This window comes from Mycobacterium sp. NGS24 (assembly GCF_059813065.1).
The window spans coordinates 128535-149698 of the sequence record NZ_JCALDW010000003.1; the positions used below are offsets into that span (position 1 = coordinate 128535).

Consider the following 21164-nt stretch of genomic DNA (forward strand, 5'->3'; position numbering starts at 1 on the left):
TATCAGTTTCAACACCCGCAAGGGGAAAGGGAGTTACGTGTTAGACGTCAACTTCTTCGATGAACTCCGCATCGGCCTGGCCACCGCGGAAGACATCCGTCAGTGGTCCTACGGCGAGGTCAAGAAGCCGGAGACCATCAACTACCGCACGCTCAAGCCGGAGAAGGACGGCCTGTTCTGCGAGAAGATCTTCGGACCGACTCGCGACTGGGAGTGCTACTGCGGCAAGTACAAGCGGGTGCGCTTCAAGGGCATCATCTGTGAGCGCTGCGGCGTCGAGGTGACCCGTGCCAAGGTGCGCCGGGAGCGGATGGGCCACATCGAGCTGGCCGCGCCGGTCACCCACATCTGGTACTTCAAGGGCGTGCCCTCGCGCCTGGGGTACCTGCTGGACCTGGCGCCCAAGGATCTCGAGAAGATCATCTACTTCGCGGCCTACGTGATCACCGCGGTCGACGACGAGATGCGGCACAACGAGCTGTCCACGCTCGAAGCCGAGATGGTGGTGGAGCGCAAGGCCGTCGAGGACCAGCGCGACGCCGACCTCGAGGCCCGGGCGCAGAAGCTCGAGGCCGACCTGGCCGAACTGGAGGCCGAGGGCGCCAAAGCCGACGCCAAGCGCAAGGTCCGGGACGGCGGCGAGCGTGAGATGCGTCAGCTGCGCGACCGCGCCCAGCGTGAGCTGGACCGGCTCGAGGACATCTGGTCGACGTTCACCAAGCTGGCTCCCAAGCAGCTGATCGTCGACGAGAACCTCTACCGCGAGCTGCAGGACCGCTACGGCGAATACTTCACCGGCGCCATGGGCGCGGAGTCGATCCAGAAGCTGATCGAGAACTTCGACATCGACGCCGAGGCCGACATCCTGCGGGACGTGATCCGAAACGGCAAGGGGCAGAAGAAGCTTCGTGCCCTCAAGCGGCTGAAGGTGGTTGCCGCCTTCCAGCAGTCGGGCAACTCGCCGATGGGCATGGTGCTCGACGCCGTCCCGGTCATCCCGCCGGAACTTCGCCCGATGGTGCAGCTCGACGGTGGCCGGTTCGCCACGTCGGACCTCAACGACCTATACCGCCGCGTGATCAACCGCAACAACCGGTTGAAGCGACTGATCGACCTGGGTGCGCCAGAGATCATCGTCAACAACGAGAAGCGGATGCTGCAGGAGTCCGTCGACGCGTTGTTCGACAACGGCCGTCGTGGCCGTCCGGTCACCGGGCCGGGCAACCGCCCGCTGAAGTCGTTGAGCGATCTGCTCAAGGGCAAGCAGGGCCGGTTCCGGCAAAACCTGCTCGGCAAGCGCGTCGACTACTCGGGCCGTTCGGTCATCGTGGTCGGTCCGCAGCTCAAGCTGCACCAGTGCGGCCTGCCCAAGCTGATGGCGCTGGAGCTGTTCAAGCCGTTCGTGATGAAGCGACTGGTCGACCTCAACCACGCGCAGAACATCAAGAGCGCCAAGCGGATGGTGGAGCGGCAGCGTCCGCAGGTGTGGGATGTCCTGGAAGAGGTCATCGCCGAGCACCCGGTGCTGCTGAACCGCGCACCCACCCTGCACCGGTTGGGCATCCAGGCCTTCGAGCCGATGTTGGTGGAAGGCAAGGCAATTCAGCTGCACCCGTTGGTGTGTGAGGCGTTCAACGCCGACTTCGACGGTGACCAGATGGCCGTGCACCTGCCGCTCTCGGCGGAGGCACAGGCCGAGGCCCGCATCCTGATGCTGTCGTCGAACAACATCCTGTCCCCGGCGTCCGGCCGCCCGCTGGCGATGCCGCGACTGGACATGGTGACCGGGTTGTACTACCTGACCACCGAGGTCGAGGGCGGCAAGGGCGAGTACCGGCCGGCCAACGGCGACAGCCCCGAGTCGGGCGTCTACTCCTCGCCCGCCGAGGCGATCATGGCCGCCGACCGCGGCGTGCTCTCGGTGCGGGCCAAGATCAAGGTGCGGCTGACCCAGCTGCGGCCGCCGGCCGACATCGAGGCGGAGCGGTTCGGGGCCAACGGATGGCGCCCCGGCGACGCCTGGGTGGCCGAGACCACGCTGGGTCGGGTGCTGTTCAACGAGTTGCTGCCGTTGGGCTATTCGTTCGTGAACAAGCAGATGCACAAGAAGGTGCAGGCGGCGATCATCAACGATCTGGCCGAGCGTTACCCGATGATCGTGGTCGCGCAGACCGTCGACAAGCTCAAGGACGCCGGTTTCTACTGGGCGACCCGCAGCGGTGTGACGGTCTCGATGGCCGACGTGCTGGTGCCGCCGCGGAAGAAGGAGATCCTCGACAACTACGAGGAACGTGCGGAGAAGGTCGAAAAGCAGTTCCAGCGTGGCGCTCTGAACCACGACGAGCGCAACGAGGCACTGGTGGAGATCTGGAAGGAGGCCACCGACGAGGTCGGTCAGGCGCTCCGCGAGCACTATCCGCCGGACAACCCGATCATCACCATCGTCGAGTCCGGCGCCACCGGTAACTTCACCCAGACCCGGACGCTGGCCGGCATGAAGGGGCTGGTGACCAACCCGAAGGGTGAGTTCATCCCGCGTCCGATCAAGTCCTCGTTCCGCGAGGGCCTGACCGTGCTGGAGTACTTCATCAACACCCACGGTGCTCGAAAGGGCTTGGCGGACACCGCGTTGCGTACCGCCGACTCCGGTTACCTGACCCGTCGTCTGGTGGACGTGAGCCAGGACGTCATCGTCCGCGAACACGACTGCCAGACCGAGCGTGGCATCCTCGTCGAGCTGGCCGAGCGTCAGCCGGACGGCACCCTGATCCGCGACCCGTACATCGAGACCTCGGCGTACGCACGGACGCTGGGCGCCGACGCGGTGGACGAGGCCGGCAACGTCGTGGTCGCGCGCGGTGAGGACCTGGGCGACCCGTCGATCGACGCGCTGCTGGCCGCGGGGATCACGCAGATCAAGGTGCGTTCGGTGCTGACCTGCACCACCGGCACCGGCGTCTGCGCGACCTGCTACGGACGGTCCATGGCGACCGGCAAGCTGGTCGACATCGGTGAAGCCGTCGGTATCGTGGCTGCGCAGTCCATCGGTGAGCCGGGCACGCAGCTGACCATGCGTACCTTCCACCAAGGTGGTGTGGGTGAGGACATCACCGGCGGTCTGCCGCGGGTCCAGGAGCTGTTCGAGGCCCGCATCCCGCGCGGTAAGGCGCCCATCGCCGACGTCACCGGCCGGGTGCGCCTCGAGGAGGGTGAGCGCTTCTACAAGATCACCATCGTGCCCGACGACGGCGGCGAGGAAGTGGTCTACGACAAGCTCTCCAAGCGGCAACGTCTGCGGGTGTTCAAGCACGAGGACGGTTCCGAGCGCGTGTTGTCCGACGGCGACCACGTCGAGGTCGGCCAGCAGCTGATGGAAGGCTCGGCCGACCCGCACGAGGTACTGCGCGTGCAGGGCCCGCGTGAGGTGCAGATCCACCTCGTCCGGGAGACCCAGGAGGTCTACCGGGCGCAGGGTGTGTCGATCCACGACAAGCACATCGAGGTGATCGTGCGGCAGATGCTGCGCCGCGTCACCATCATCGACTCGGGCTCGACGGAGTTCCTGCCGGGTTCGCTGATCGATCGTGCCGAGTTCGAGGCGTCCAACCGCCGGGTGGTGGCCGAGGGCGGCGAGCCCGCCGCCGGGCGTCCGGTGCTGATGGGTATCACGAAGGCGTCGCTGGCCACCGACTCGTGGCTGTCGGCGGCGTCGTTCCAGGAGACCACCCGCGTGCTGACCGATGCGGCGATCAACTGCCGCAGCGACAAGCTGCAGGGTCTGAAGGAGAACGTGATCATCGGAAAGCTGATCCCGGCCGGTACCGGCATCAACCGGTACCGCAACATCCAGGTGCAGCCCACCGAGGAGGCCCGGGCTGCGGCGTACACGATCCCGTCCTACGAGGATCAGTACTACAGCCCGGACTTCGGCCAGGCCACCGGCGCCGCGGTGCCGCTGGACGACTACGGATACTCCGATTACCGGTAGCGTTTCGTAGCGCGAGCAGACGCAAAAGCCCCCAAATCTCAAGGGATTTGGGGGCTTTTGCGTCTGCTCGCACATCCTCACCCGCGCGCCTATCCACATATGGCGCATCGCTGCCTAGCTATATGGACCGGTTTGGCTTCATCGTCTGGTTCATGGACATCGAGACCACGCTGCCGCGTGGCGAATTTGCGACCACCGCCCAACTCCTCACCGTCATGACCCGCAAGCGGTTGGCAGGACTTGTTCAGGCAGGCAAGCTCATTCGGGTCTGCCATGGCGTCTACGGGCACGCCGAACCAGACGTGCTGGGAAAGCTCGCAGCACTCGACGTGCTGGCTCGTGAGCAAATTGTCGCTTGCATGGGTACCGCCGCTGCCCTCTACGGATTCGACACGGAGAACACCTCGCGGCTACACATCCTTGATCCTGGTGTGCGCATGCGACCGACGAAGGGTCTGATGGTGCACCAGCGCATCGGTGCGCCGCTACGACGGGTTCAGGGCCGACTGGCGACCGCCCCAGCGTGGACGGCGATTGAGGTCGCACGGAGTTTGAGGCGGCCGCGCAGCCTGGCCACGCTGGACGCGGCGTTGCACATTCAGGCGTGCACCAAAGGGGAACTCGACGCAGTCATCCGGGAGCACAAGGGCCGGCGCGGCATCGTCAAGGTGCGGGAGCTGATCGGCTGCGCCGACCGACGGCCCGAGTCGCCGATGGAGAGCGAGGCGCGACTCGTGTTCATCGATAACAAACTGCCGATGCCGCAGCTCCAGTACAGCATCGTGGACCGGTACGGGAAGGTCTGGCGCGTCGATTTTGCCTGGCCGGATGTCATGCTGGCTGCGGAGTACGACAGCGTGCAGTGGCATCTGGGGCGTGACGCGTTACTGCATGATCGGTTGAAGACCGCGCGGCTGCAGGAATGCGGCTGGTTGTCGGTTCCGTTCACGGTGAACGACGTCCGCGGTGACCCAGTTGGGCTCGCCGAGCGCCTCGAGTACCACCTGGCGAGCAGACGCAAAAGCCCCTAATCAGCAAGGGATTTGGGGACTTTTACGTCTGCTCGCCAACCTCAGGCGACGGTGAACTCCTGCGTCGAGGTGACGAATGGTTCGAGCCGGCCGCGGGTGTCCCGGGTGGTGTAGTGGTGCACGATGCGGTACTGCCCGGGTACCGCATCGCCGGGGATGTCCCAGCGGATGTGCACCCGCGACCCGGCCCGACCCTCGCGCTGCCACCGAAAGGTGGTCGACCAGTCGCCGTCGTCGGCGACCCGCACCCAACGATCTCCTTCGACGCGCACCACTTCGAGGAAAGTCCGGGTGCGGTGCAGATCGTTGTTCGGGTACGCGCTGACGAACGTCGCTTCCACCGCCTCGCCACGGCGGTGCGGGCCGCCCGGCCCGGCCAGGACCGCTCCGAACGAGCCGCGGTCGGCGGGCGGGCTGCGCAGCCAACTGCGCGGCCGGTGGGCCGGCGGCCCGGGTGCGGGTGGCACCGGCCGGCCGTCCCGCATCGCCTCGGCGAGTCCGGCGGCGGTCTGCATCAATGCCGGCAGCTCCCACCGCCCGAACAGGGTGCTGCCGCCCTCGTATCGCTGTTCGAGATACTCCTCCGGGGTGGTCACGTAGTGGATGTACGCATTCGAATAACCCACGCACAGCACGTCATTGAGCTCGGCGCCGACGATCGCGGCCACGGTACGGCGCAACCGCAGTCCCGCGACGATGGTCGGTTCACCCGGAATGCAGAGCAGATACAGCCGGCCGATCCGTACCAGGTGGACGGGCACCACTTCCTGGATGAACGGTTGCAACCGGTTCAGCAACCGCACCGGCACCACCAGGCCCTTGGGTTTCTGCACCGAACGGGCCGGCCCGACAACCCGGTAGAAGATTCGGGAAATGCTGTCCCAGAACGGGTTTTGCCCCTGACGGAAGCCGCGGAAGCCTTCGCCCTCGTCCGTGCCGGCGAACATCGAGGCGGCGATCATCGGCCGCCCGGTACGGTGTTCGCGACCGTCCGGCGTGTATTCCCCGCGCACCCGCACGGCACTGAGGTCGAGGTAGGTGAACCGCGATTCGACCCCGGTGCCGATCGGCGTCCCGGTGTCCAATTGCGCTACGGCATCGGCGAATTGGGCCAGCCCGATCTGTCGGGTCTGGTCCCGCTCCGCGTCGGCGGTGCCCGGCCCGTAGCCGATGGGTCCCGCCACGTGGGGGCTCATGTCACCGGGGTTGGTCTGGGCGAATGCGGAGATGAAGCCGGGCTGTCCGGCCAGGTAGTCCGCACCGCACCGGACGCGCTCCCAGTGGTAGGCGGCGAAACCCTTGTTGTCCCCGGAGATCAGCAGGTTGCGGTTGGTCATGCTGGTGCCATGGGTGGCGAAGAAGTGGATGGCGCCCACCGGGCCGGTGCCGCGGTCGATACGCACCAGGGTGGTCAGAGGGTCGATTCGGTCGGGGTAAAACGCTCTGTCCGCCAACGGGTTACGGTCGAAGGCCGACGGCGAACGATTCCGGCTGGCGTCGTGCAACTCGCCGTGGGACAGCATGACCTCGGCAGGTGCCAGGTCGTCGTGGGCGTACCGGACCGATTCGACGATGCCGTCGACGATCGCGCCGAACGTCGCGGGCCGAAACCCACTGGTGGACAGGTTGTACAGCAGGTGCCCGCAGTATCCGCCGGGGCCGGCGTGGGTGTGGGTGGCGGTGATGACGGTGTTCTGGGCGCAGTAGGTGTCGCCGTAGGACTTGGCTAGGCGGCGCAGCACCTCGTCGGTCACGTTCTGCATCGGCAACGGCAGTTCGGCCACGACGAGCAAGACGCGGGCGCCGCCGTCGTCGAAGACGAATGCGCGCGATCGCAGTCGCAGGTGGATGCCTGCGGTGCGCTGTTCGACTTTGCCGTAGCCGAGCATGCCGCAGTCGGCCGCCTCGCCGGTGATGTCGGCGATGCCCCGTCCGACTGAAAGGCCCACGGATTCACACCTTAAGCGCCGGGCCTGCCGCAACTCACTAAACTGGCCAAGTGCTTATCGGTTCACATGTCCACCAGGACGATCCCCTGGCTGCGGCCGCTGCAGACGGCGCCGACGTGGTCCAGTTCTTCCTCGGGAACCCGCAGAGTTGGAAGAAGCCCAGGCCCCGTGCGGACGCCGACACGTTGAAAGCGGCCGGCATTCCGCTCTATGTGCACGCGCCGTATCTGATCAACGTGGCATCTGCCAACAACCGCATCCGGATCCCGTCGCGCAAGATCCTGCAGGACACCTGCGACGCCGCGGCGGCGATCAACGCGACGGCGGTGATCGTGCACGGCGGGCACGCGGACGACGACGACATGGCGGCCGGCTTCGAACGTTGGGCCAAGGCGCTCGACTACTTGGAAACCGACGTTCAGGTGCTGTTGGAGAACACCGCGGGCGGTGACCACGCGATGGCCCGTCACTTCGACACCATCGGCCGGTTGTGGGACCGCATCGGCGACAGCGGGATCGGCTTCTGCCTGGACACCTGCCATGCGTGGGCCGCAGGCGAGGCGCTGGTCGACTCGGTCCAGCGGATCAAGGCACTGACCGGTCGCATCGACCTGGTGCACTGCAACGACTCCCGGGACGCGGCCGGTTCCGGAGCCGACCGGCATGCCAACTTCGGCATGGGCCAGATCGACCCGGAGTTGCTCGTCGCCGTCGTCCGGGCCGCGGATGCGCCGGTGATCTGCGAGACGGCCGAGGAGGGCCGCAAGGACGACATCGCCTTTCTGCGGGACCGGATCGGTGACTGACCCGCATTACAAGTCTTGTGCGGTTGTCGGGAAACTGTAATATTGCGGTCATGCCCGATACGCACGTCGTGACCAATCAGGTCCCGCCCCTGGAGAACTACAACCCCGCATCCTCGCCGGTCCTGACCGAAGCCCTGATCCGCGAAGGGGGGCAGTGGGGCCTGGACGAGGTGAACGAACTGGGGGCGATTGCAGGCAGCCCGGAGGCGCAGCGCTGGGGTGAGCTGGCCGACCGCAACCGGCCCATCCTGCGTACCCATGACCGGGTGGGACACCGCGTCGACGAGGTGGAGTACGACCCCGCCTACCACGAGCTGATGCGCACCGCGATCGCGCACGGTCTGCACGGCGCCCCCTGGGCCGACGGCCGGCCCGGCGCCCACGTGGTGCGCGCGGCCAAGATGGCGGTGTGGAACGTCGAACCCGGCCACGTCTGCCCGATCTCGATGACCTACGCGGTGGTGCCGGCGCTGCGCTTCAATCCGGACCTGGCCGCCGTCTACGAACCGTTGCTGACCAGCCGCGTCTATGACCCGGAACTGAAACCGGTGACGACGAAAGCCGGTGTCACCGCGGGGATGTCGATGACCGAGAAGCAGGGTGGTTCCGACGTGCGGGCCGGTACCACCGAAGCCGTTCCTACCGGCTCCGGCACCTACCGCCTGCGCGGTCACAAGTGGTTCACCTCGGCGCCGATGTGCGACATCTTCCTGGTGCTCGCCCAGGCGCCGGGCGGGTTGTCGTGTTTCCTGCTGCCGCGCATCCTGCCCGACGGCACCCGCAACCGAATGTTGTTGCAACGGCTCAAGGACAAGCTCGGCAACCACGCGAACGCCTCCAGTGAGGTCGAATATGACGGCGCCACCGCCTGGCTGGTGGGCGAGGAGGGCCGCGGCGTGCCGACCATCATCGAGATGGTCAACCTCACCCGGTTGGACTGCACGCTGGGCAGCGCCACCAGCATGCGCACCGGGTTGACCCGTGCCATCTATCATGCACAACACCGAAAAGCGTTCGGCGCCTACCTGATTGACCAGCCGTTGATGCGCAACGTGCTGGCCGATCTCGCGGTGGAAGCCGAAGCCGCCACCATGGTGGCGATGCGGATGGCCGGTGCCACCGACAAGGCGGTCCGCGGCGATCAGCGTGAGGCGCTGCTGCGCCGCATCGGGCTGGCGGCCAGCAAGTACTGGGTGTGCAAACGGTCCACGCCGCACGCTGCCGAGGCGCTGGAATGCCTGGGCGGCAACGGTTATGTCGAGGACTCCGGCATGCCCCGGTTGTACCGGGAAGCCCCGCTGATGGGCATCTGGGAGGGCTCGGGCAACGTCAGTGCGCTGGATACGTTGCGCGCCATGGCAACTCGGCCCGAATCCGTCGAGGTGCTGTTCGACGAACTGGCCGGTACGGCCGGCCAGGACCCGCGGCAGGACGCGCACGTCGAGCGGTTACGCCCGCAACTGGGCGACCTGGACACGATCCAGTACCGGGCCCGCAAGGTCGCCGAGGACATCTGCCTGGCGCTGCAGGGTTCGCTGCTGGTGCGCCACGGACACCCCGCCGTCGCCGAGGCCTTTCTGGCCACCCGGCTCGGCGGTCAATGGGGTGGCGCTTTCGGCACCATGCCAACCGGGCTGGACCTGGCGCCCATCATCGAGCGTGCGCTGGTGAAGGGGTGACGCGCCTCGACGCCGGGGAGCGACGCACATGACCCACGCGATCAGGCCGGTCGACTTCGACCACCTCAAGACGATGACCTACGAGGTCACCGGCCGTATCGCCCGCATCACCTTCAACCGCCCGGAAAAGGGCAACGCGATCATCGCCGACACTCCGCTGGAACTCTCCGCGTGCGTGGAACGTGCCGACCTGGACCCGGACGTGCACGTGATCCTGGTGTCCGGGCGCGGTGAGGGATTCTGCGCCGGCTTCGACCTGTCCGCCTACGCGGACCGGACCGGCTCGGCGGGCGGCACCGGCGCGTATGACGGCACCGTGCTGGACGGTAAGACCCAGGGCATCAATCACCTGCCCAATCAGCCCTGGGACCCGATGATCGACTACCAGATGATGAGCCGCTTCGTGCGCGGCTTCGCCAGCCTGATGCACGCCGACAAGCCCACGGTGGTCAAGATCCACGGTTACTGCGTGGCCGGTGGCACCGACATCGCGCTGCACGCCGACCAGGTGATCGCAGCCGCCGACGCCAAGATCGGCTACCCGCCGACCCGGGTCTGGGGAGTGCCGGCCGCGGGACTGTGGGCGCACCGACTGGGGGACCAGCGCGCCAAACGCCTACTGTTCACCGGCGACTGCATCACCGGCACGCAGGCCGCCGAGTGGGGTCTGGCGGTCGAGGCGCCCGCACCCGAGGATCTCGACGAGCGCACCGAGCGCCTGCTGGCCCGCATCGCCGCATTGCCCGTCAATCAGTTGATCATGATCAAGCTCGCGTTGAATGCGCCGCTGCTGCAGCAGGGTGTGGCCACCAGCAGGATGGTAAGTACCGTCTTCGACGGCGTCGCCCGGCACACACCCGAGGGGCATGCCTTCGTGGCAGACGCGGTCGAGCACGGTTTCCGCGAGGCGGTCAAACATCGCGACGAGCCATTCGGCGACTACGGCCGGCGCGCCTCCCAGGTTTGACGACATGCGCAGGATGACCGCCCGGTCGGTAGTGCTCAGCGTGCTGCTGGGTGCCCACCCGGCTTGGGCGAATGCCGGCGAATTGATCCGGCTGACAGCAGATTTCGGTATCAAGGAATCCACACTGCGGGTGGCCCTGACCCGCATGGTCAGCGCCGGCGACCTGATCCGGTCCGCCGACGGCTACCGGCTCTCGGATCGGCTGCTCGCCCGCCAGCGCCGCCAGGACGATGCCATCAATCCGCGCCGGCGGGACTGGGACGGCAGCTGGGCCATGCTGGTGGTCACCAGCGTCGGAACCGACGCGCCCACCCGTGCCTCGCTGCGGAACACTCTGCAGGACAAGCGTTTCGGCGAGTTGCGGGAGGGGGTCTGGATGCGTCCGGACAACGTCGTGGTCGACCTGGGCCCGGAGGTGGTCGAGCGGGTGCGGATGCTGACGGCCCGCGACGCCGACCCGCCCGGGTTGGCCGCAAAGCTGTGGGACCTGTCAGGGTGGGCGGTGCGGGGCCGCGAGCTGCTGGACGGCATGGCAGCCGCTGACATCCCGACCCGGTTCACCGTGGCCGCCGCGGTGGTGCGCCACCTGCTGACCGACCCGGTGCTGCCCGACGCGCTGCTGCCCGCCGACTGGCCGGGCGCCGCGCTGCGCCACTCCTACCAGGACTTCGCCGCCGAACTGGTCGCGCGGCGCGACGGTGTCGAATTGACGGAGGCCCGACGATGAGCGGTGTGCGAGTGGAGAAGGGCGGGCCGGTGACGACGGTGATCATGAACCGGCCGCACGCCCGCAATGCCGTCGACGGCCCGACGGCGCTGGAGCTGCACGCCGCGTTCGACGACTTCGACAAAGATGAGACGGCGTCGGTCGCGGTGCTCTGGGGCGACAACGGAACCTTCTGTGCCGGTGCCGATCTCAAGGCGATCGGCACACCCGAGTCGAACCCGGTGCATCGCACCGGACCCGGCCCGATGGGTCCGAGCCGGATGGTGCTGTCCAAGCCGGTGATCGCCGCGGTCAGCGGGTTCGCGGTGGCGGGCGGCCTGGAGTTGGCGCTGTGGTGCGACCTGCGGGTGGTCGAAGAGGACGCGGTGTTCGGGGTGTTCTGCCGGCGGTGGGGTGTCCCGCTGATCGACGGCGGGACGGTGCGGTTGCCCAGGCTGATCGGCCACAGCCGCGCGATGGATCTGATCCTGACCGGCCGCGCCGTCGACGCCGAGGAGGCTCACGCGATCGGGCTGGCCAACCGCGTCGTCCCCACCGGCCAAGCGCGGCAACGCGCCGAGGAACTCGCTGCCGAGCTGGCGGCGCTGCCGCAGCAGTGCCTGCGGGCGGACCGGATGTCGGCGCTGGGTCAGTGGGGCATGACAGAGGCCGCGGCGATGGATGTCGAGTTCGGCAGCATGTCGCGGGTGGCGGCTGAAACATTGGACGGCGCAGCACGTTTCGCTGCCGGTGCGGGCCGGCACGGAGCCCGCGCCTAGCGTTGGAGGAGGGGGGACCGGTCGCCGGCGCTCTCGCAGCCGGGGTCGACGCCCGACGTACCGGTTCCAGTTCCGCGCGCGCCGCGACGACCTGCAGCAGCCCGCGGTGTTCGGCGTAGGTCAGCCGCCCTTGGTCACTGTGTTGTTGGGGCCGATCTTGTTCACCTTCGGCTCACCGTTCTTGTAGGTGACGGTGTTGTCCATCCCCAGCACCGTGATGCGGGTGTTGACCGTGTCGATGGTGATCTTGTTCTTGGTGCCACCGACGCTCACGGTCTCGCAGCTGCCGTTGACGGTCAGAGTGTTGTCCGAACCCGTCACGTTCAACGACTTGCCCTGCTCGCACGAGATGGTGGCGGTCTGCCCCATGTAGGCGTAGACGACCGTGTCACCCACCTCGACCGTCGTGCTCAGGGTGGGGTTCTCGTCGCTGGTGCTCTCCGCGGTACCGCTGCCCGACGAGCTCGACGAGGACTTGCTCGAGGACGACGACGCCGTACTGCCCCCCGGTGGGCTGGCGGTCGAACTGCACGCGACCAGCCCGCCGGCGGCCACGATGGCCAGCGCGCCTACCGCAGCGGCCGCCCGTGAAGCTCGAGAGGAGTTACCAAATGTATTGGCGCGCATAGTTACTCGATACCCTCCATGTTGAGGTCCCCGGTCAGGGACCGACCCGCTGAATTCGGTTGACCATGCCCAGCTCGCGGCCGCGGTCCCAGATGACCGGATCTCCGTTGTGATACAGCACCGTCCCGTCGTAGCCGTACACGGTGATGTCATTGATGACGGTGTCGGCGATGACCGTGTTGGACGTCCCCATCATCGTCACCGCCCAGCAGGTGCCCTTGGCGGTGACGATGTTCGACGTCCCGTTGACGATGAGCGTGGAATCGTTGCAGTCAATCGTGGTCTCCACGCCCTGCCCGGTGATGTGGGTGTCGCCGTTCTTGGCCTGCGCCGCCGGGGCGGTCACGGCCATGGTGGTGACGCAACATGCCAGCGCTGCGCCGGCGGCTGTCCATTTCACTGCGGCCCCCCTTCGTCGGGTGGGAGATGTGGGTCTGAGCCTACGGGCAACGGCCGCTCGGACGACAGACCCAACTGCTGTGCAGCGGGGGTTGGGCGGCCCGGTCAACTAGAGTCATTAGTTGACCCACACCGGTAGCTCCGATCGAAGGGCGAATTCGCCATGGCAGCTCAGCCCGATCCGCCGTCCGGTGGGCGCGCTCGCGGCGGGAGAACCGGGGCCCGCCAAGCAAAGCTCAGCCGCGACGGCATCGTCGAAGGCGCCCTGACGTTCCTGGACCGGGAGGGCTGGGATTCCCTGACCATCAACGCGCTGGCGACCCAGCTCGGGACCAAGGGTCCATCGTTGTACAACCACGTGGACAGCCTCGAGGATCTGCGCCGCGCGGTGCGCATCCGGGTCGTCGACGACATCATCACCATGCTGAATCGGGTCGGCGAGGGGCGCGCCCGCGATGATGCCGTTCTGGTCATGGCGGGCGCCTATCGCAGCTACGCCCACCACCACCCGGGGCGGTACTCGGCGTTCACCCGGATGCCCTTCGGCGGGGACGACCCCGAATATTCCGCCGCGACCAAGAATGCGGCCGGGCCGGTGATCGCGGTGTTGGCTTCCTACGGTTTGGAGGGCGACGAGGCGTTCTACGCGGCGCTGGAATTCTGGTCGGCGATGCACGGCTTCGTGCTGTTGGAGATGACCGGGGTGATGGACGACATCGACACCGACGCCGTGTTCACTGACATGGTGCTGCGGTTGGCGGCCGGCATGGACTCGCGCACCCCCCATTCCGGGGATCGCCGCCTGACCCGTTAGCCGTCGCCGTCGCTTTGACCTGCCAGACCGCTGGCGGGTAATGTGGTGGCTCGTGCCTGGCGGCTTACGGCGCCTGACGTAAGGGAACGAATGCCGGGCTAATTCGCATGTCCGCGCAGCATCGGAGTGCTTCCGGTGCTCGGCCGTATGCGACACGCCCGCACGCGGGGGGAGCGCGAGGTCCCCTTCGAGGGCATAACTGCAGTACAGAGACTTGACGTGAACGAGAACAGAGAAAGCCGGTAGATGCCAACCATTAATCAGCTGGTCCGCAAGGGTCGCCGTGACAAGGTCGCCAAGGTCAAGACCGCGGCCCTGAAGGGCAGCCCGCAGCGCCGCGGCGTGTGCACGCGTGTCTACACCACCACCCCGAAGAAGCCGAACTCGGCGCTTCGCAAGGTGGCGCGTGTGAAGCTGACGAGTCAGGTCGAGGTCACTGCCTACATCCCCGGCGAAGGCCACAACCTGCAGGAGCACTCGATGGTGCTGGTGCGTGGTGGACGTGTGAAGGACCTGCCTGGTGTTCGCTACAAGATCATCCGGGGGTCGCTGGACACTCAGGGCGTGAAGAACCGTAAGCAGGCGCGCAGCCGCTACGGCGCCAAGAAGGAGAAGAGCTGATGCCGCGCAAGGGCCCCGCACCCAAGCGCCCGCTGGTCAACGACCCGGTATACGGGTCGCAGCTGGTCACCCAGTTGGTGAACAAGGTGCTGATGCAGGGAAAGAAGTCGCTGGCCGAGCGCATCGTGTATGCGGCGCTCGAGCAGGCGCGCGACAAGACCGGCACCGATCCGGTCATCACCCTCAAGCGGGCACTCGACAACGTCAAGCCGGCCCTGGAGGTTCGTAGCCGCCGCGTCGGTGGTGCCACCTACCAGGTGCCGGTCGAGGTGCGTCCGGACCGGTCCACCACGCTGGCGCTGCGCTGGCTGGTGAGCTTCTCGCGGCAGCGCCGGGAGAAGACCATGATCGAGCGGCTGGCCAACGAGATCCTGGACGCCTCCAACGGCCTCGGGGCCGCCGTCAAGCGGCGTGAGGACACCCACAAGATGGCCGAGGCGAACCGCGCCTTCGCGCACTATCGCTGGTGACAGCCACCAGCGGACACGCTGGGTGCAACCGATAGCGATTTACTGAGCAACGAAAGAGTGGGAAGACTTCTGTGGCACAGAAGGACGTGCTGACCGACCTGACGAAGGTCCGCAATATCGGCATCATGGCGCACATCGACGCCGGCAAGACAACGACGACCGAGCGCATCCTCTACTACACCGGTATCAGCTACAAGATCGGTGAGGTGCACGACGGCGCCGCAACCATGGACTGGATGGAGCAGGAACAGGAGCGCGGCATCACCATCACGTCCGCAGCGACCACCTGCTTCTGGAATGACAACCAGATCAACATCATCGACACCCCGGGCCACGTCGACTTCACCGTCGAGGTGGAGCGTTCCCTCCGTGTTCTCGACGGTGCCGTGGCCGTTTTCGACGGCAAAGAGGGTGTCGAGCCGCAATCCGAGCAGGTGTGGCGGCAGGCCGACAAATACGACGTGCCGCGGATCTGCTTCGTCAACAAGATGGACAAGATCGGCGCCGACTTCTACTTCTCGGTCCGGACGATGGAAGAGCGCCTGGGCGCCAACGTCATCCCGATCCAGTTGCCCGTCGGGTCCGAAGGCGACTTCGAGGGCGTCGTCGACCTGGTCGAGATGAAGGCCAAGGTGTGGCGCGGCGAGACCAAGCTCGGTGAGACCTACGAGACTGTCGACATCCCCGGCGACCTTCAGGAGAGGGCCGACGAATACCGCACCAAGCTGATCGAGGCGGTCGCCGAGACCGACGAGACGCTGCTGGAGAAGTACCTCGGCGGCGAGGAGCTGTCGACCGCGGAGATCAAGGGTGCGCTGCGCAAGCTCACCATCAACTCCGAGGCCTACCTGGTGCTGTGCGGTAGCGCGTTCAAGAACAAGGGCGTGCAGCCCATGCTGGATGCCGTCATCGATTACCTGCCCTCCCCGCTCGACGTGCCGCCGGCGATCGGCCACCCGCCGGGCAAAGAGGACGAGGAGATCGTGCGCAAGCCGTCGACGGACGAGCCGTTCTCGGCGCTGGCGTTCAAGGTCGCCTCGCACCCGTTCTTCGGCAAGCTCACCTACGTCCGGGTGTACTCGGGCAAGGTCGACTCCGGCAGCCAGGTCATCAACGCCACCAAGGGCAAGAAGGAGCGGCTGGGCAAGCTGTTCCAGATGCACTCCAATAAGGAGAACCCGGTGGAGACCGCGTCGGCGGGTCACATCTACGCGGTGATCGGCCTGAAGGACACCACCACCGGTGACACCCTGAGCGACCCGAACAACCAGATCGTGCTGGAGTCGATGACCTTCCCCGATCCGGTGATCGAGGTGGCTATCGAGCCCAAGACCAAGAGCGACCAGGAGAAGTTGAGCCTGTCGATCCAGAAGCTCGCCGAAGAGGACCCCACCTTCAAGGTGCACCAGGACGCCGAGACGGGCCAGACCGTGATCGGCGGCATGGGCGAGCTGCACCTGGACATCCTGGTGGACCGGATGCGCCGCGAGTTCAAGGTCGAGGCGAACGTCGGCAAGCCGCAGGTGGCCTACAAGGAGACCATCAAGCGGACCGTGGAGAAGGTCGAGTTCACCCACAAGAAGCAGACCGGCGGCTCGGGCCAGTTCGCCAAGGTGCTCATTTCCCTCGAGCCCTTCACCAGCGAGGACGGCGCGACCTACGAGTTCGAGAGCAAGGTCACCGGTGGGCGCATCCCACGGGAATACATCCCGTCGGTGGACGCCGGCGCCCAGGACGCGATGCAGTACGGCGTGCTGGCCGGCTACCCGCTGGTGAACTTGAAGGTCACCCTGCTCGACGGCGCCTTCCACGAGGTCGACTCGTCGGAGATGGCGTTCAAGATCGCCGGTTCGCAGGTGCTGAAAAAGGCTGCGGCGCAAGCCCAGCCGGTGATCCTGGAACCGATCATGGCCGTCGAGGTCACCACCCCCGAGGACTACATGGGTGATGTGATCGGCGACCTGAACTCCCGCCGTGGTCAGATTCAGGCCATGGAGGAGCGGGCCGGTGCGCGCGTCGTGAGGGCGCACGTGCCGCTGTCGGAGATGTTCGGCTACGTCGGCGACCTGCGGTCCAAGACGCAAGGCCGGGCGAACTACTCCATGGTGTTCGACTCGTACGCCGAAGTGCCGGCGAACGTGTCGAAGGAAATAATCGCGAAGGCGACGGGGGAGTAGGCCCGGAGAAGCCTGCGAGTAGGCTGACGCGGTTAGCACCGCGGCAAGAACAAAACCAGAAAAATCAACACTGCTTTTTTAAGCACCAACAGTCCAGGAGGACACAGAAGTGGCGAAGGCGAAGTTCCAGCGGACCAAGCCGCACGTCAACATCGGGACCATCGGTCACGTTGACCACGGCAAGACCACCCTGACCGCGGCTATCACCAAGGTCCTGCACGACAAGTACCCCGACCTGAACGAGTCGAAGGCGTTCGACCAGATCGACAACGCCCCCGAGGAGCGTCAGCGCGGTATCACGATCAACATCGCGCACGTCGAGTACCAGACCGAGAAGCGTCACTACGCGCACGTCGACGCCCCCGGCCACGCCGACTACATCAAGAACATGATCACCGGTGCCGCCCAGATGGACGGCGCAATCCTGGTGGTCGCGGCGACCGACGGCCCGATGCCGCAGACCCGTGAGCACGTGCTGCTCGCCCGCCAGGTGGGTGTGCCCTACATCCTGGTCGCCCTGAACAAGTCCGACGCGGTGGACGACGAGGAGCTGCTCGAGCTCGTCGAGCTGGAGGTCCGCGAGTTGCTGGCCGCCCAGGAGTTCGACGAGGAGGCTCCGGTCGTGCGGGTTTCGGCGCTCAAGGCGCTCGAGGGCGACGCGAAGTGGGTCGAGTCCGTCGAGCAGCTGATGGACGCGGTCGACGAGTCCATCCCGGACCCGGTTCGCGACACCGACAAGCCGTTCCTGATGCCCGTCGAGGACGTCTTCACCATCACCGGCCGCGGCACCGTGGTCACCGGTCGTGTGGAGCGCGGCGTGGTCAACGTGAACGAGGAAGTCGAGATCGTCGGCATCAAGCCGACCAGCACCAAGACCACGGTCACCGGTGTGGAGATGTTCCGCAAGCTGCTCGACCAGGGCCAGGCCGGTGACAACGTCGGTCTGCTGCTGCGTGGTGTCAAGCGTGAAGACGTCGAGCGCGGCCAGGTCGTCATCAAGCCCGGCACCACCACGCCGCACACCGAGTTCGAGGGCCAGGTCTACATCCTGTCCAAGGACGAGGGCGGCCGGCACACGCCGTTCTTCAACAACTACCGTCCGCAGTTCTACTTCCGCACCACCGACGTGACCGGTGTGGTGACGCTGCCGGAGGGCACCGAAATGGTGATGCCCGGTGACAACACCAACATCTCGGTGAAGCTGATCCAGCCCGTCGCCATGGACGAGGGCCTGCGGTTCGCGATCCGGGAAGGTGGCCGCACCGTCGGCGCCGGCCGGGTCACCAACATCATCAAGTAATTTCTGACAGCGTTGCCCGGGCCACGCCCGGCCGCCAGACGCAAATGCCCCCGAAAGCGAAGGTTTTCGGGGGCGTTTGCGTCTGCTGCCTTTTTGGGGTAGTCGACTACGCAAGCGCATGGCAGCGCCCGTCCGTAGGCTCAGCTCACACCGGGTCCGAGTCAGGAGGGTCGAATGTCGTTCGTTACTGCCACAACCGATTGTGTATCCGCCGCCGCGGCGGATCTGGCCAGGATCGGCGTTACCCTCGGTGCTGCGAACGCCGCCACCGCACTGCCGACCCAGGCGGTGCTGTCCGCTGGAGCCGACGAGGTGTCGGCCGCGGTCGCGTCGTTGTTCAATGCGCATGCGCAGGCCTATCAGGTGGTGAGCGAACAAGCGGCGCTCTTTCATGACCAGTTCGTCGAACTGCTCAACGGTGGCGCTGCGCAGTACGCCGCGGCCGAAGCTGCCAACGTGCAACAGCAACTGCTCGACGCGATCAACACCCCCACCCGACTGCTGCTGGGCCGCCCGCTGATCGGTGACGGGCGAGCAGGGGCACCCGGACTGGCCGGCGAGGACGGCGGGATCCTGTGGGGCAACGGCGGCGCCGGCGGCGCAAGCAATGCCATCGGAATGGCCGGCGGACGAGGCGGCTCGGCGGGCCTGCTCGGTAATGGTGGTGCCGGCGGTGCCGGATACAACGGCGCCTTCCGGCCGGACGGCACCGGGTATAGCGCCGGTACGAACGGAGGAGCGGGTGGGCGTGGTGGTCTGTTGTACGGCGACGGCGGTGCCGGCGGACGGGGTGGCACCGGGGCCAGTGCGCAGTACCAATTCGGTGCCTTCACAGGCATATATGCCTCCGCTGGTGGCGCCGGCGGCGCGGGTGGGTCGGCGTGGATATTCGGCGACGGCGGAACAGGTGGCCCCGGTGGATCAGGCGGATCGAGCTTGGGGTATTTGGAATTCGGTGCCCTGGGTGGCGTCGGCGGAGCGGGCGGTCACCGCGGGTTCCTGCTTGGCGTCGACGGCGGCAACGGTGGGCCAGGGATCACCACCGGTGTCAATTCGCCGGGCGGTAACAGATTCTTCTTGTGATCGGTAGCCGGACCGCGGGCGTTACTGTGGCAGCAACTTTCCGGCGTCTCAAAGGGCGGTCACATGCTGGCGCGGTATATCAAGATGCAACTGCTGGTGCTGTTGTGCGGTGGTCTGGTGGGGCCGATCTTCCTGGTCGTCTACTTTGCCGCCGGGCTGGGCCAGTGGATGTCCTGGATGTTCTACGTCGGCCTGCTCATCACGATCGCCGATGTGCTGATCGCGATAGCGCTGACCTACTACGGGGCAAACGCGCAGGCCAGGTCGGAGTTCCTGGAGCAGCACGGGGTGCTGGCGCTGGCACAGATCATCGGCCTCACCGAAACCGGGACCTCGATCAACGACCAACCGGTGGTCAAGGTGCGCCTGCACATCTCGGGGCCCGGCATCGCGCCGTTCGAGAGCGAGGACCGGGTGCGAGCCAGCGTCGGCCGGCTGGGCATACTGACTTCCCGTAACTGCGTGGTGTTGGTCGATCCCGGCTCGAACGAATACCAAATCGATTGGGAGCGAAGCGCATTGGTCACCGGCCAGCTGCCCGCCCAGTTCACCGTCGAGGAAGACAACCGGACCTACGACCTCAGCGGACAGGCCGGCCCGCTGCTGGAGATCCTGCAGATCCTCAAGGCCAACAACCTCCCGTTCAACCGCATGGTGGATATCCGGTCCCATCCGGCGCTGCGCCAGCAGGTCCTGGCCGTGGTGCGTCGGGCAGCCGGTCAGCAGGCGGCGCCGGCCGCGGAGTTCGTGGTTCCGCAGGCCTCGATCGCCGACCGGCTGCAGGAGCTGGAGTCGCTGCGGGCCGACGGTGTGCTGAACGACCACGAATACGCCACTCGCCGGGCTCAGATCATCGCCGAAATCTGATCTGCGGGACGCACTAGAACACGTTTCAGTTTCGCTGCTAGCCTGACAGCGGCGAAAGGACGACACGTGGCTGGATCACTGCAAGGACAGGTCGCTTTCATTACCGGCGCCGCGCGCGCCCAGGGTCGGTCGCACGCGGTGCGGCTGGCCCGGGAGGGCGCCGACATCATCGCCTCCGACATCTGCGCCCCGGTCTCGGACCATCTGACCTACCCCCCGTCCACGCCGGAGGACCTGGCCGAGACCGTCCGTGCCGTCGAGGCCGAGGGTCGCAAGGTGCTGGCGCGGGAGGTCGACGTCCGCGACGACGCAGCGCTGCGAAAGTTGGTGTCCGACGGCGTGGAACAGTTCGGCCGGCTCGACGTCGTGGTCGCCAACGCCGGCGTGCTGGGCTGGGGCCGGGTGTGGGAGCTCACCGACGAGCAGTGGGACACCGTGATCGGGGTCAATCTGACCGGCACCTGGCGCACCCTGCGGGCCACCATCCCCGCGATGATCGAAGCCGGCAACGGTGGTGCCATCGTGGTGGTCAGCTCCGCAGCAGGTATCAAGGCCACGCCAGGCAACGGGCATTACGCGGCCAGTAAATACGGGCTCACCGCGCTCACCAATACGCTGGCGATCGAACTCGGCGAGTTCGGAATCCGCGTCAACTCCATCCACCCGTATTCGGTCGACACCCCGATGATCGAGCCGGAGGCCATGATGGAGGTGTTTGCCAGGCATCCCCGGTTCGTACACGCCTTCCCGCCAATGCCGATGCAGTACAAGGGGTTTATGAGCCCCGACGAAGTATCCGATGTGGTGGTGTGGTTGGCGGGCGCCGGCTCGGGCACGTTGTCGGGCACGCAGATACCTGTGGATAAGGGTGCCCTAAAGTACTGACCGGCCATCGTGCTAT

Annotated in this window: 17 protein-coding genes and 1 pseudogene; 15 read left to right on the forward strand and 3 right to left on the reverse strand. The window is 66.5% G+C overall.

Annotated features, from left to right (window positions below; genetic code table 11):
• Positions 1 to 37 precede the first annotated feature (37 nt).
• On the forward strand, positions 38 to 3988 hold the full coding sequence (locus tag AC5Y6Y_RS06045; protein WP_463825779.1) for a DNA-directed RNA polymerase subunit beta': 3951 nt from the start codon (positions 38 to 40) through the stop codon (positions 3986 to 3988).
• Positions 3989 to 4140: 152 nt separating this feature from the next.
• Complete coding sequence (locus AC5Y6Y_RS06050) at positions 4141 to 5019, forward strand: type IV toxin-antitoxin system AbiEi family antitoxin (protein ID WP_473139344.1); 879 nt, start codon at positions 4141 to 4143, stop codon at positions 5017 to 5019.
• Positions 5020 to 5060: 41 nt separating this feature from the next.
• Here the strand turns inward: AC5Y6Y_RS06050 and AC5Y6Y_RS06055 are convergent, their stop codons facing one another.
• Positions 5061 to 6968, reverse strand: coding sequence for a neutral ceramidase (locus tag AC5Y6Y_RS06055; RefSeq protein WP_473139343.1), 1908 nt, complete (start codon positions 6966 to 6968; stop codon positions 5061 to 5063).
• Between the two features lie 50 nt (positions 6969 to 7018).
• On the opposite strand from AC5Y6Y_RS06055, the gene AC5Y6Y_RS06060 reads away from it, so the two are divergent.
• The 5 genes from AC5Y6Y_RS06060 to AC5Y6Y_RS06080 are packed head-to-tail and all read left to right on the forward strand — an operon-like array spanning position 7019 to position 11905.
• Complete coding sequence (locus AC5Y6Y_RS06060) at positions 7019 to 7774, forward strand: deoxyribonuclease IV (RefSeq protein WP_463825782.1); 756 nt, start codon at positions 7019 to 7021, stop codon at positions 7772 to 7774.
• Positions 7775 to 7824: 50 nt separating this feature from the next.
• Entirely contained in the window at positions 7825 to 9453 is a 1629-nt protein-coding gene (locus AC5Y6Y_RS06065) for an acyl-CoA dehydrogenase family protein (RefSeq protein WP_473139342.1), read from the forward strand.
• A gap of 28 nt (positions 9454 to 9481) precedes the next feature.
• Complete coding sequence (locus AC5Y6Y_RS06070; protein ID WP_473139341.1) at positions 9482 to 10420, forward strand: crotonase/enoyl-CoA hydratase family protein; 939 nt, start codon at positions 9482 to 9484, stop codon at positions 10418 to 10420.
• A 4-nt stretch (positions 10421 to 10424) separates the two neighbouring features.
• The gene (locus AC5Y6Y_RS06075) at positions 10425 to 11147 is read left to right on the forward strand and encodes a PaaX family transcriptional regulator C-terminal domain-containing protein (RefSeq protein WP_463825785.1); all 723 of its coding nucleotides are present in this window, start codon (positions 10425 to 10427) and stop codon (positions 11145 to 11147) included.
• Positions 11144 to 11905, forward strand: coding sequence for a crotonase/enoyl-CoA hydratase family protein (locus tag AC5Y6Y_RS06080; RefSeq protein ID WP_473139340.1), 762 nt, complete (start codon positions 11144 to 11146; stop codon positions 11903 to 11905). The genes AC5Y6Y_RS06075 and AC5Y6Y_RS06080 overlap by 4 nt, the downstream gene beginning before the upstream one ends.
• A gap of 120 nt (positions 11906 to 12025) precedes the next feature.
• Here the strand turns inward: AC5Y6Y_RS06080 and AC5Y6Y_RS06085 are convergent, their stop codons facing one another.
• Both AC5Y6Y_RS06085 and AC5Y6Y_RS06090 read right to left on the reverse strand, forming a co-directional pair.
• Positions 12026 to 12532, reverse strand: a complete 507-nt coding sequence (locus tag AC5Y6Y_RS06085; RefSeq protein ID WP_473139339.1) for a DUF3060 domain-containing protein — start codon at positions 12530 to 12532, stop codon at positions 12026 to 12028.
• 34 nt (positions 12533 to 12566) lie between these two features.
• Positions 12567 to 12884: a DUF3060 domain-containing protein gene (locus AC5Y6Y_RS06090; protein ID WP_463825984.1), complete on the reverse strand. Its 318-nt coding sequence runs from the start codon at positions 12882 to 12884 to the stop codon at positions 12567 to 12569.
• 210 nt (positions 12885 to 13094) lie between these two features.
• Here AC5Y6Y_RS06090 and AC5Y6Y_RS06095 point away from each other — a divergent pair, with 210 nt between their 5' ends.
• The 8 genes and pseudogenes from AC5Y6Y_RS06095 to AC5Y6Y_RS06130 all read left to right on the forward strand — a co-directional run bounded on the left by AC5Y6Y_RS06095 (position 13095) and on the right by AC5Y6Y_RS06130 (position 21148).
• On the forward strand, positions 13095 to 13745 hold the full coding sequence (locus tag AC5Y6Y_RS06095; RefSeq protein WP_463825788.1) for a TetR/AcrR family transcriptional regulator: 651 nt from the start codon (positions 13095 to 13097) through the stop codon (positions 13743 to 13745).
• Between the two features lie 246 nt (positions 13746 to 13991).
• Positions 13992 to 14366 carry a 30S ribosomal protein S12 gene (gene rpsL / locus AC5Y6Y_RS06100; protein WP_055578870.1) on the forward strand — a complete coding sequence of 125 codons (375 nt, stop codon included), beginning with the start codon at positions 13992 to 13994 and terminating at the stop codon, positions 14364 to 14366.
• Complete coding sequence (gene rpsG, locus AC5Y6Y_RS06105) at positions 14366 to 14836, forward strand: 30S ribosomal protein S7 (protein WP_065159461.1); 471 nt, start codon at positions 14366 to 14368, stop codon at positions 14834 to 14836. The genes rpsL and rpsG overlap by 1 nt, the downstream gene beginning before the upstream one ends.
• 71 nt (positions 14837 to 14907) lie before the next feature.
• Complete coding sequence (gene fusA / locus AC5Y6Y_RS06110; protein ID WP_463825789.1) at positions 14908 to 17013, forward strand: elongation factor G; 2106 nt, start codon at positions 14908 to 14910, stop codon at positions 17011 to 17013.
• Between the two features lie 109 nt (positions 17014 to 17122).
• Positions 17123 to 18313 carry an elongation factor Tu gene (gene tuf, locus AC5Y6Y_RS06115; protein WP_463825790.1) on the forward strand — a complete coding sequence of 397 codons (1191 nt, stop codon included), beginning with the start codon at positions 17123 to 17125 and terminating at the stop codon, positions 18311 to 18313.
• A gap of 174 nt (positions 18314 to 18487) precedes the next feature.
• Positions 18488 to 19090: pseudogene (locus tag AC5Y6Y_RS06120) on the forward strand (PE family protein); the annotation flags it as partial.
• 369 nt (positions 19091 to 19459) lie between these two features.
• Positions 19460 to 20263 carry an SHOCT domain-containing protein gene (locus tag AC5Y6Y_RS06125; RefSeq protein WP_473139338.1) on the forward strand — a complete coding sequence of 268 codons (804 nt, stop codon included), beginning with the start codon at positions 19460 to 19462 and terminating at the stop codon, positions 20261 to 20263.
• Between the two features lie 66 nt (positions 20264 to 20329).
• Positions 20330 to 21148, forward strand: a complete 819-nt coding sequence (locus AC5Y6Y_RS06130; RefSeq protein WP_473139337.1) for a mycofactocin-coupled SDR family oxidoreductase — start codon at positions 20330 to 20332, stop codon at positions 21146 to 21148.
• Positions 21149 to 21164 lie beyond the last annotated feature (16 nt).

Bases quoted from the DNA above. Each gene is read 5' to 3' on its own strand.
- AC5Y6Y_RS06050 (WP_473139344.1), top strand. From the start codon at position 4,141: ATGGACATCGAGACCACGCTGCCGCGTGGCGAATTTGCGACCACCGCC.
- AC5Y6Y_RS06065 (WP_473139342.1), top strand. From the start codon at position 7,825: ATGCCCGATACGCACGTCGTGACCAATCAGGTCCCGCCCCTGGAGAAC.
- AC5Y6Y_RS06070 (WP_473139341.1), top strand. From the start codon at position 9,482: ATGACCCACGCGATCAGGCCGGTCGACTTCGACCACCTCAAGACGATG.
- AC5Y6Y_RS06075 (WP_463825785.1), top strand. From the start codon at position 10,425: ATGCGCAGGATGACCGCCCGGTCGGTAGTGCTCAGCGTGCTGCTGGGT.
- AC5Y6Y_RS06080 (WP_473139340.1), top strand. From the start codon at position 11,144: ATGAGCGGTGTGCGAGTGGAGAAGGGCGGGCCGGTGACGACGGTGATC.
- AC5Y6Y_RS06085 (WP_473139339.1), bottom strand. From the start codon at position 12,532: ATGCGCGCCAATACATTTGGTAACTCCTCTCGAGCTTCACGGGCGGCC.
- AC5Y6Y_RS06090 (WP_463825984.1), bottom strand. From the start codon at position 12,884: ATGGCCGTGACCGCCCCGGCGGCGCAGGCCAAGAACGGCGACACCCAC.
- AC5Y6Y_RS06095 (WP_463825788.1), top strand. From the start codon at position 13,095: ATGGCAGCTCAGCCCGATCCGCCGTCCGGTGGGCGCGCTCGCGGCGGG.
- rpsL (WP_055578870.1), top strand. From the start codon at position 13,992: ATGCCAACCATTAATCAGCTGGTCCGCAAGGGTCGCCGTGACAAGGTC.
- rpsG (WP_065159461.1), top strand. From the start codon at position 14,366: ATGCCGCGCAAGGGCCCCGCACCCAAGCGCCCGCTGGTCAACGACCCG.
- AC5Y6Y_RS06125 (WP_473139338.1), top strand. From the start codon at position 19,460: ATGCTGGCGCGGTATATCAAGATGCAACTGCTGGTGCTGTTGTGCGGT.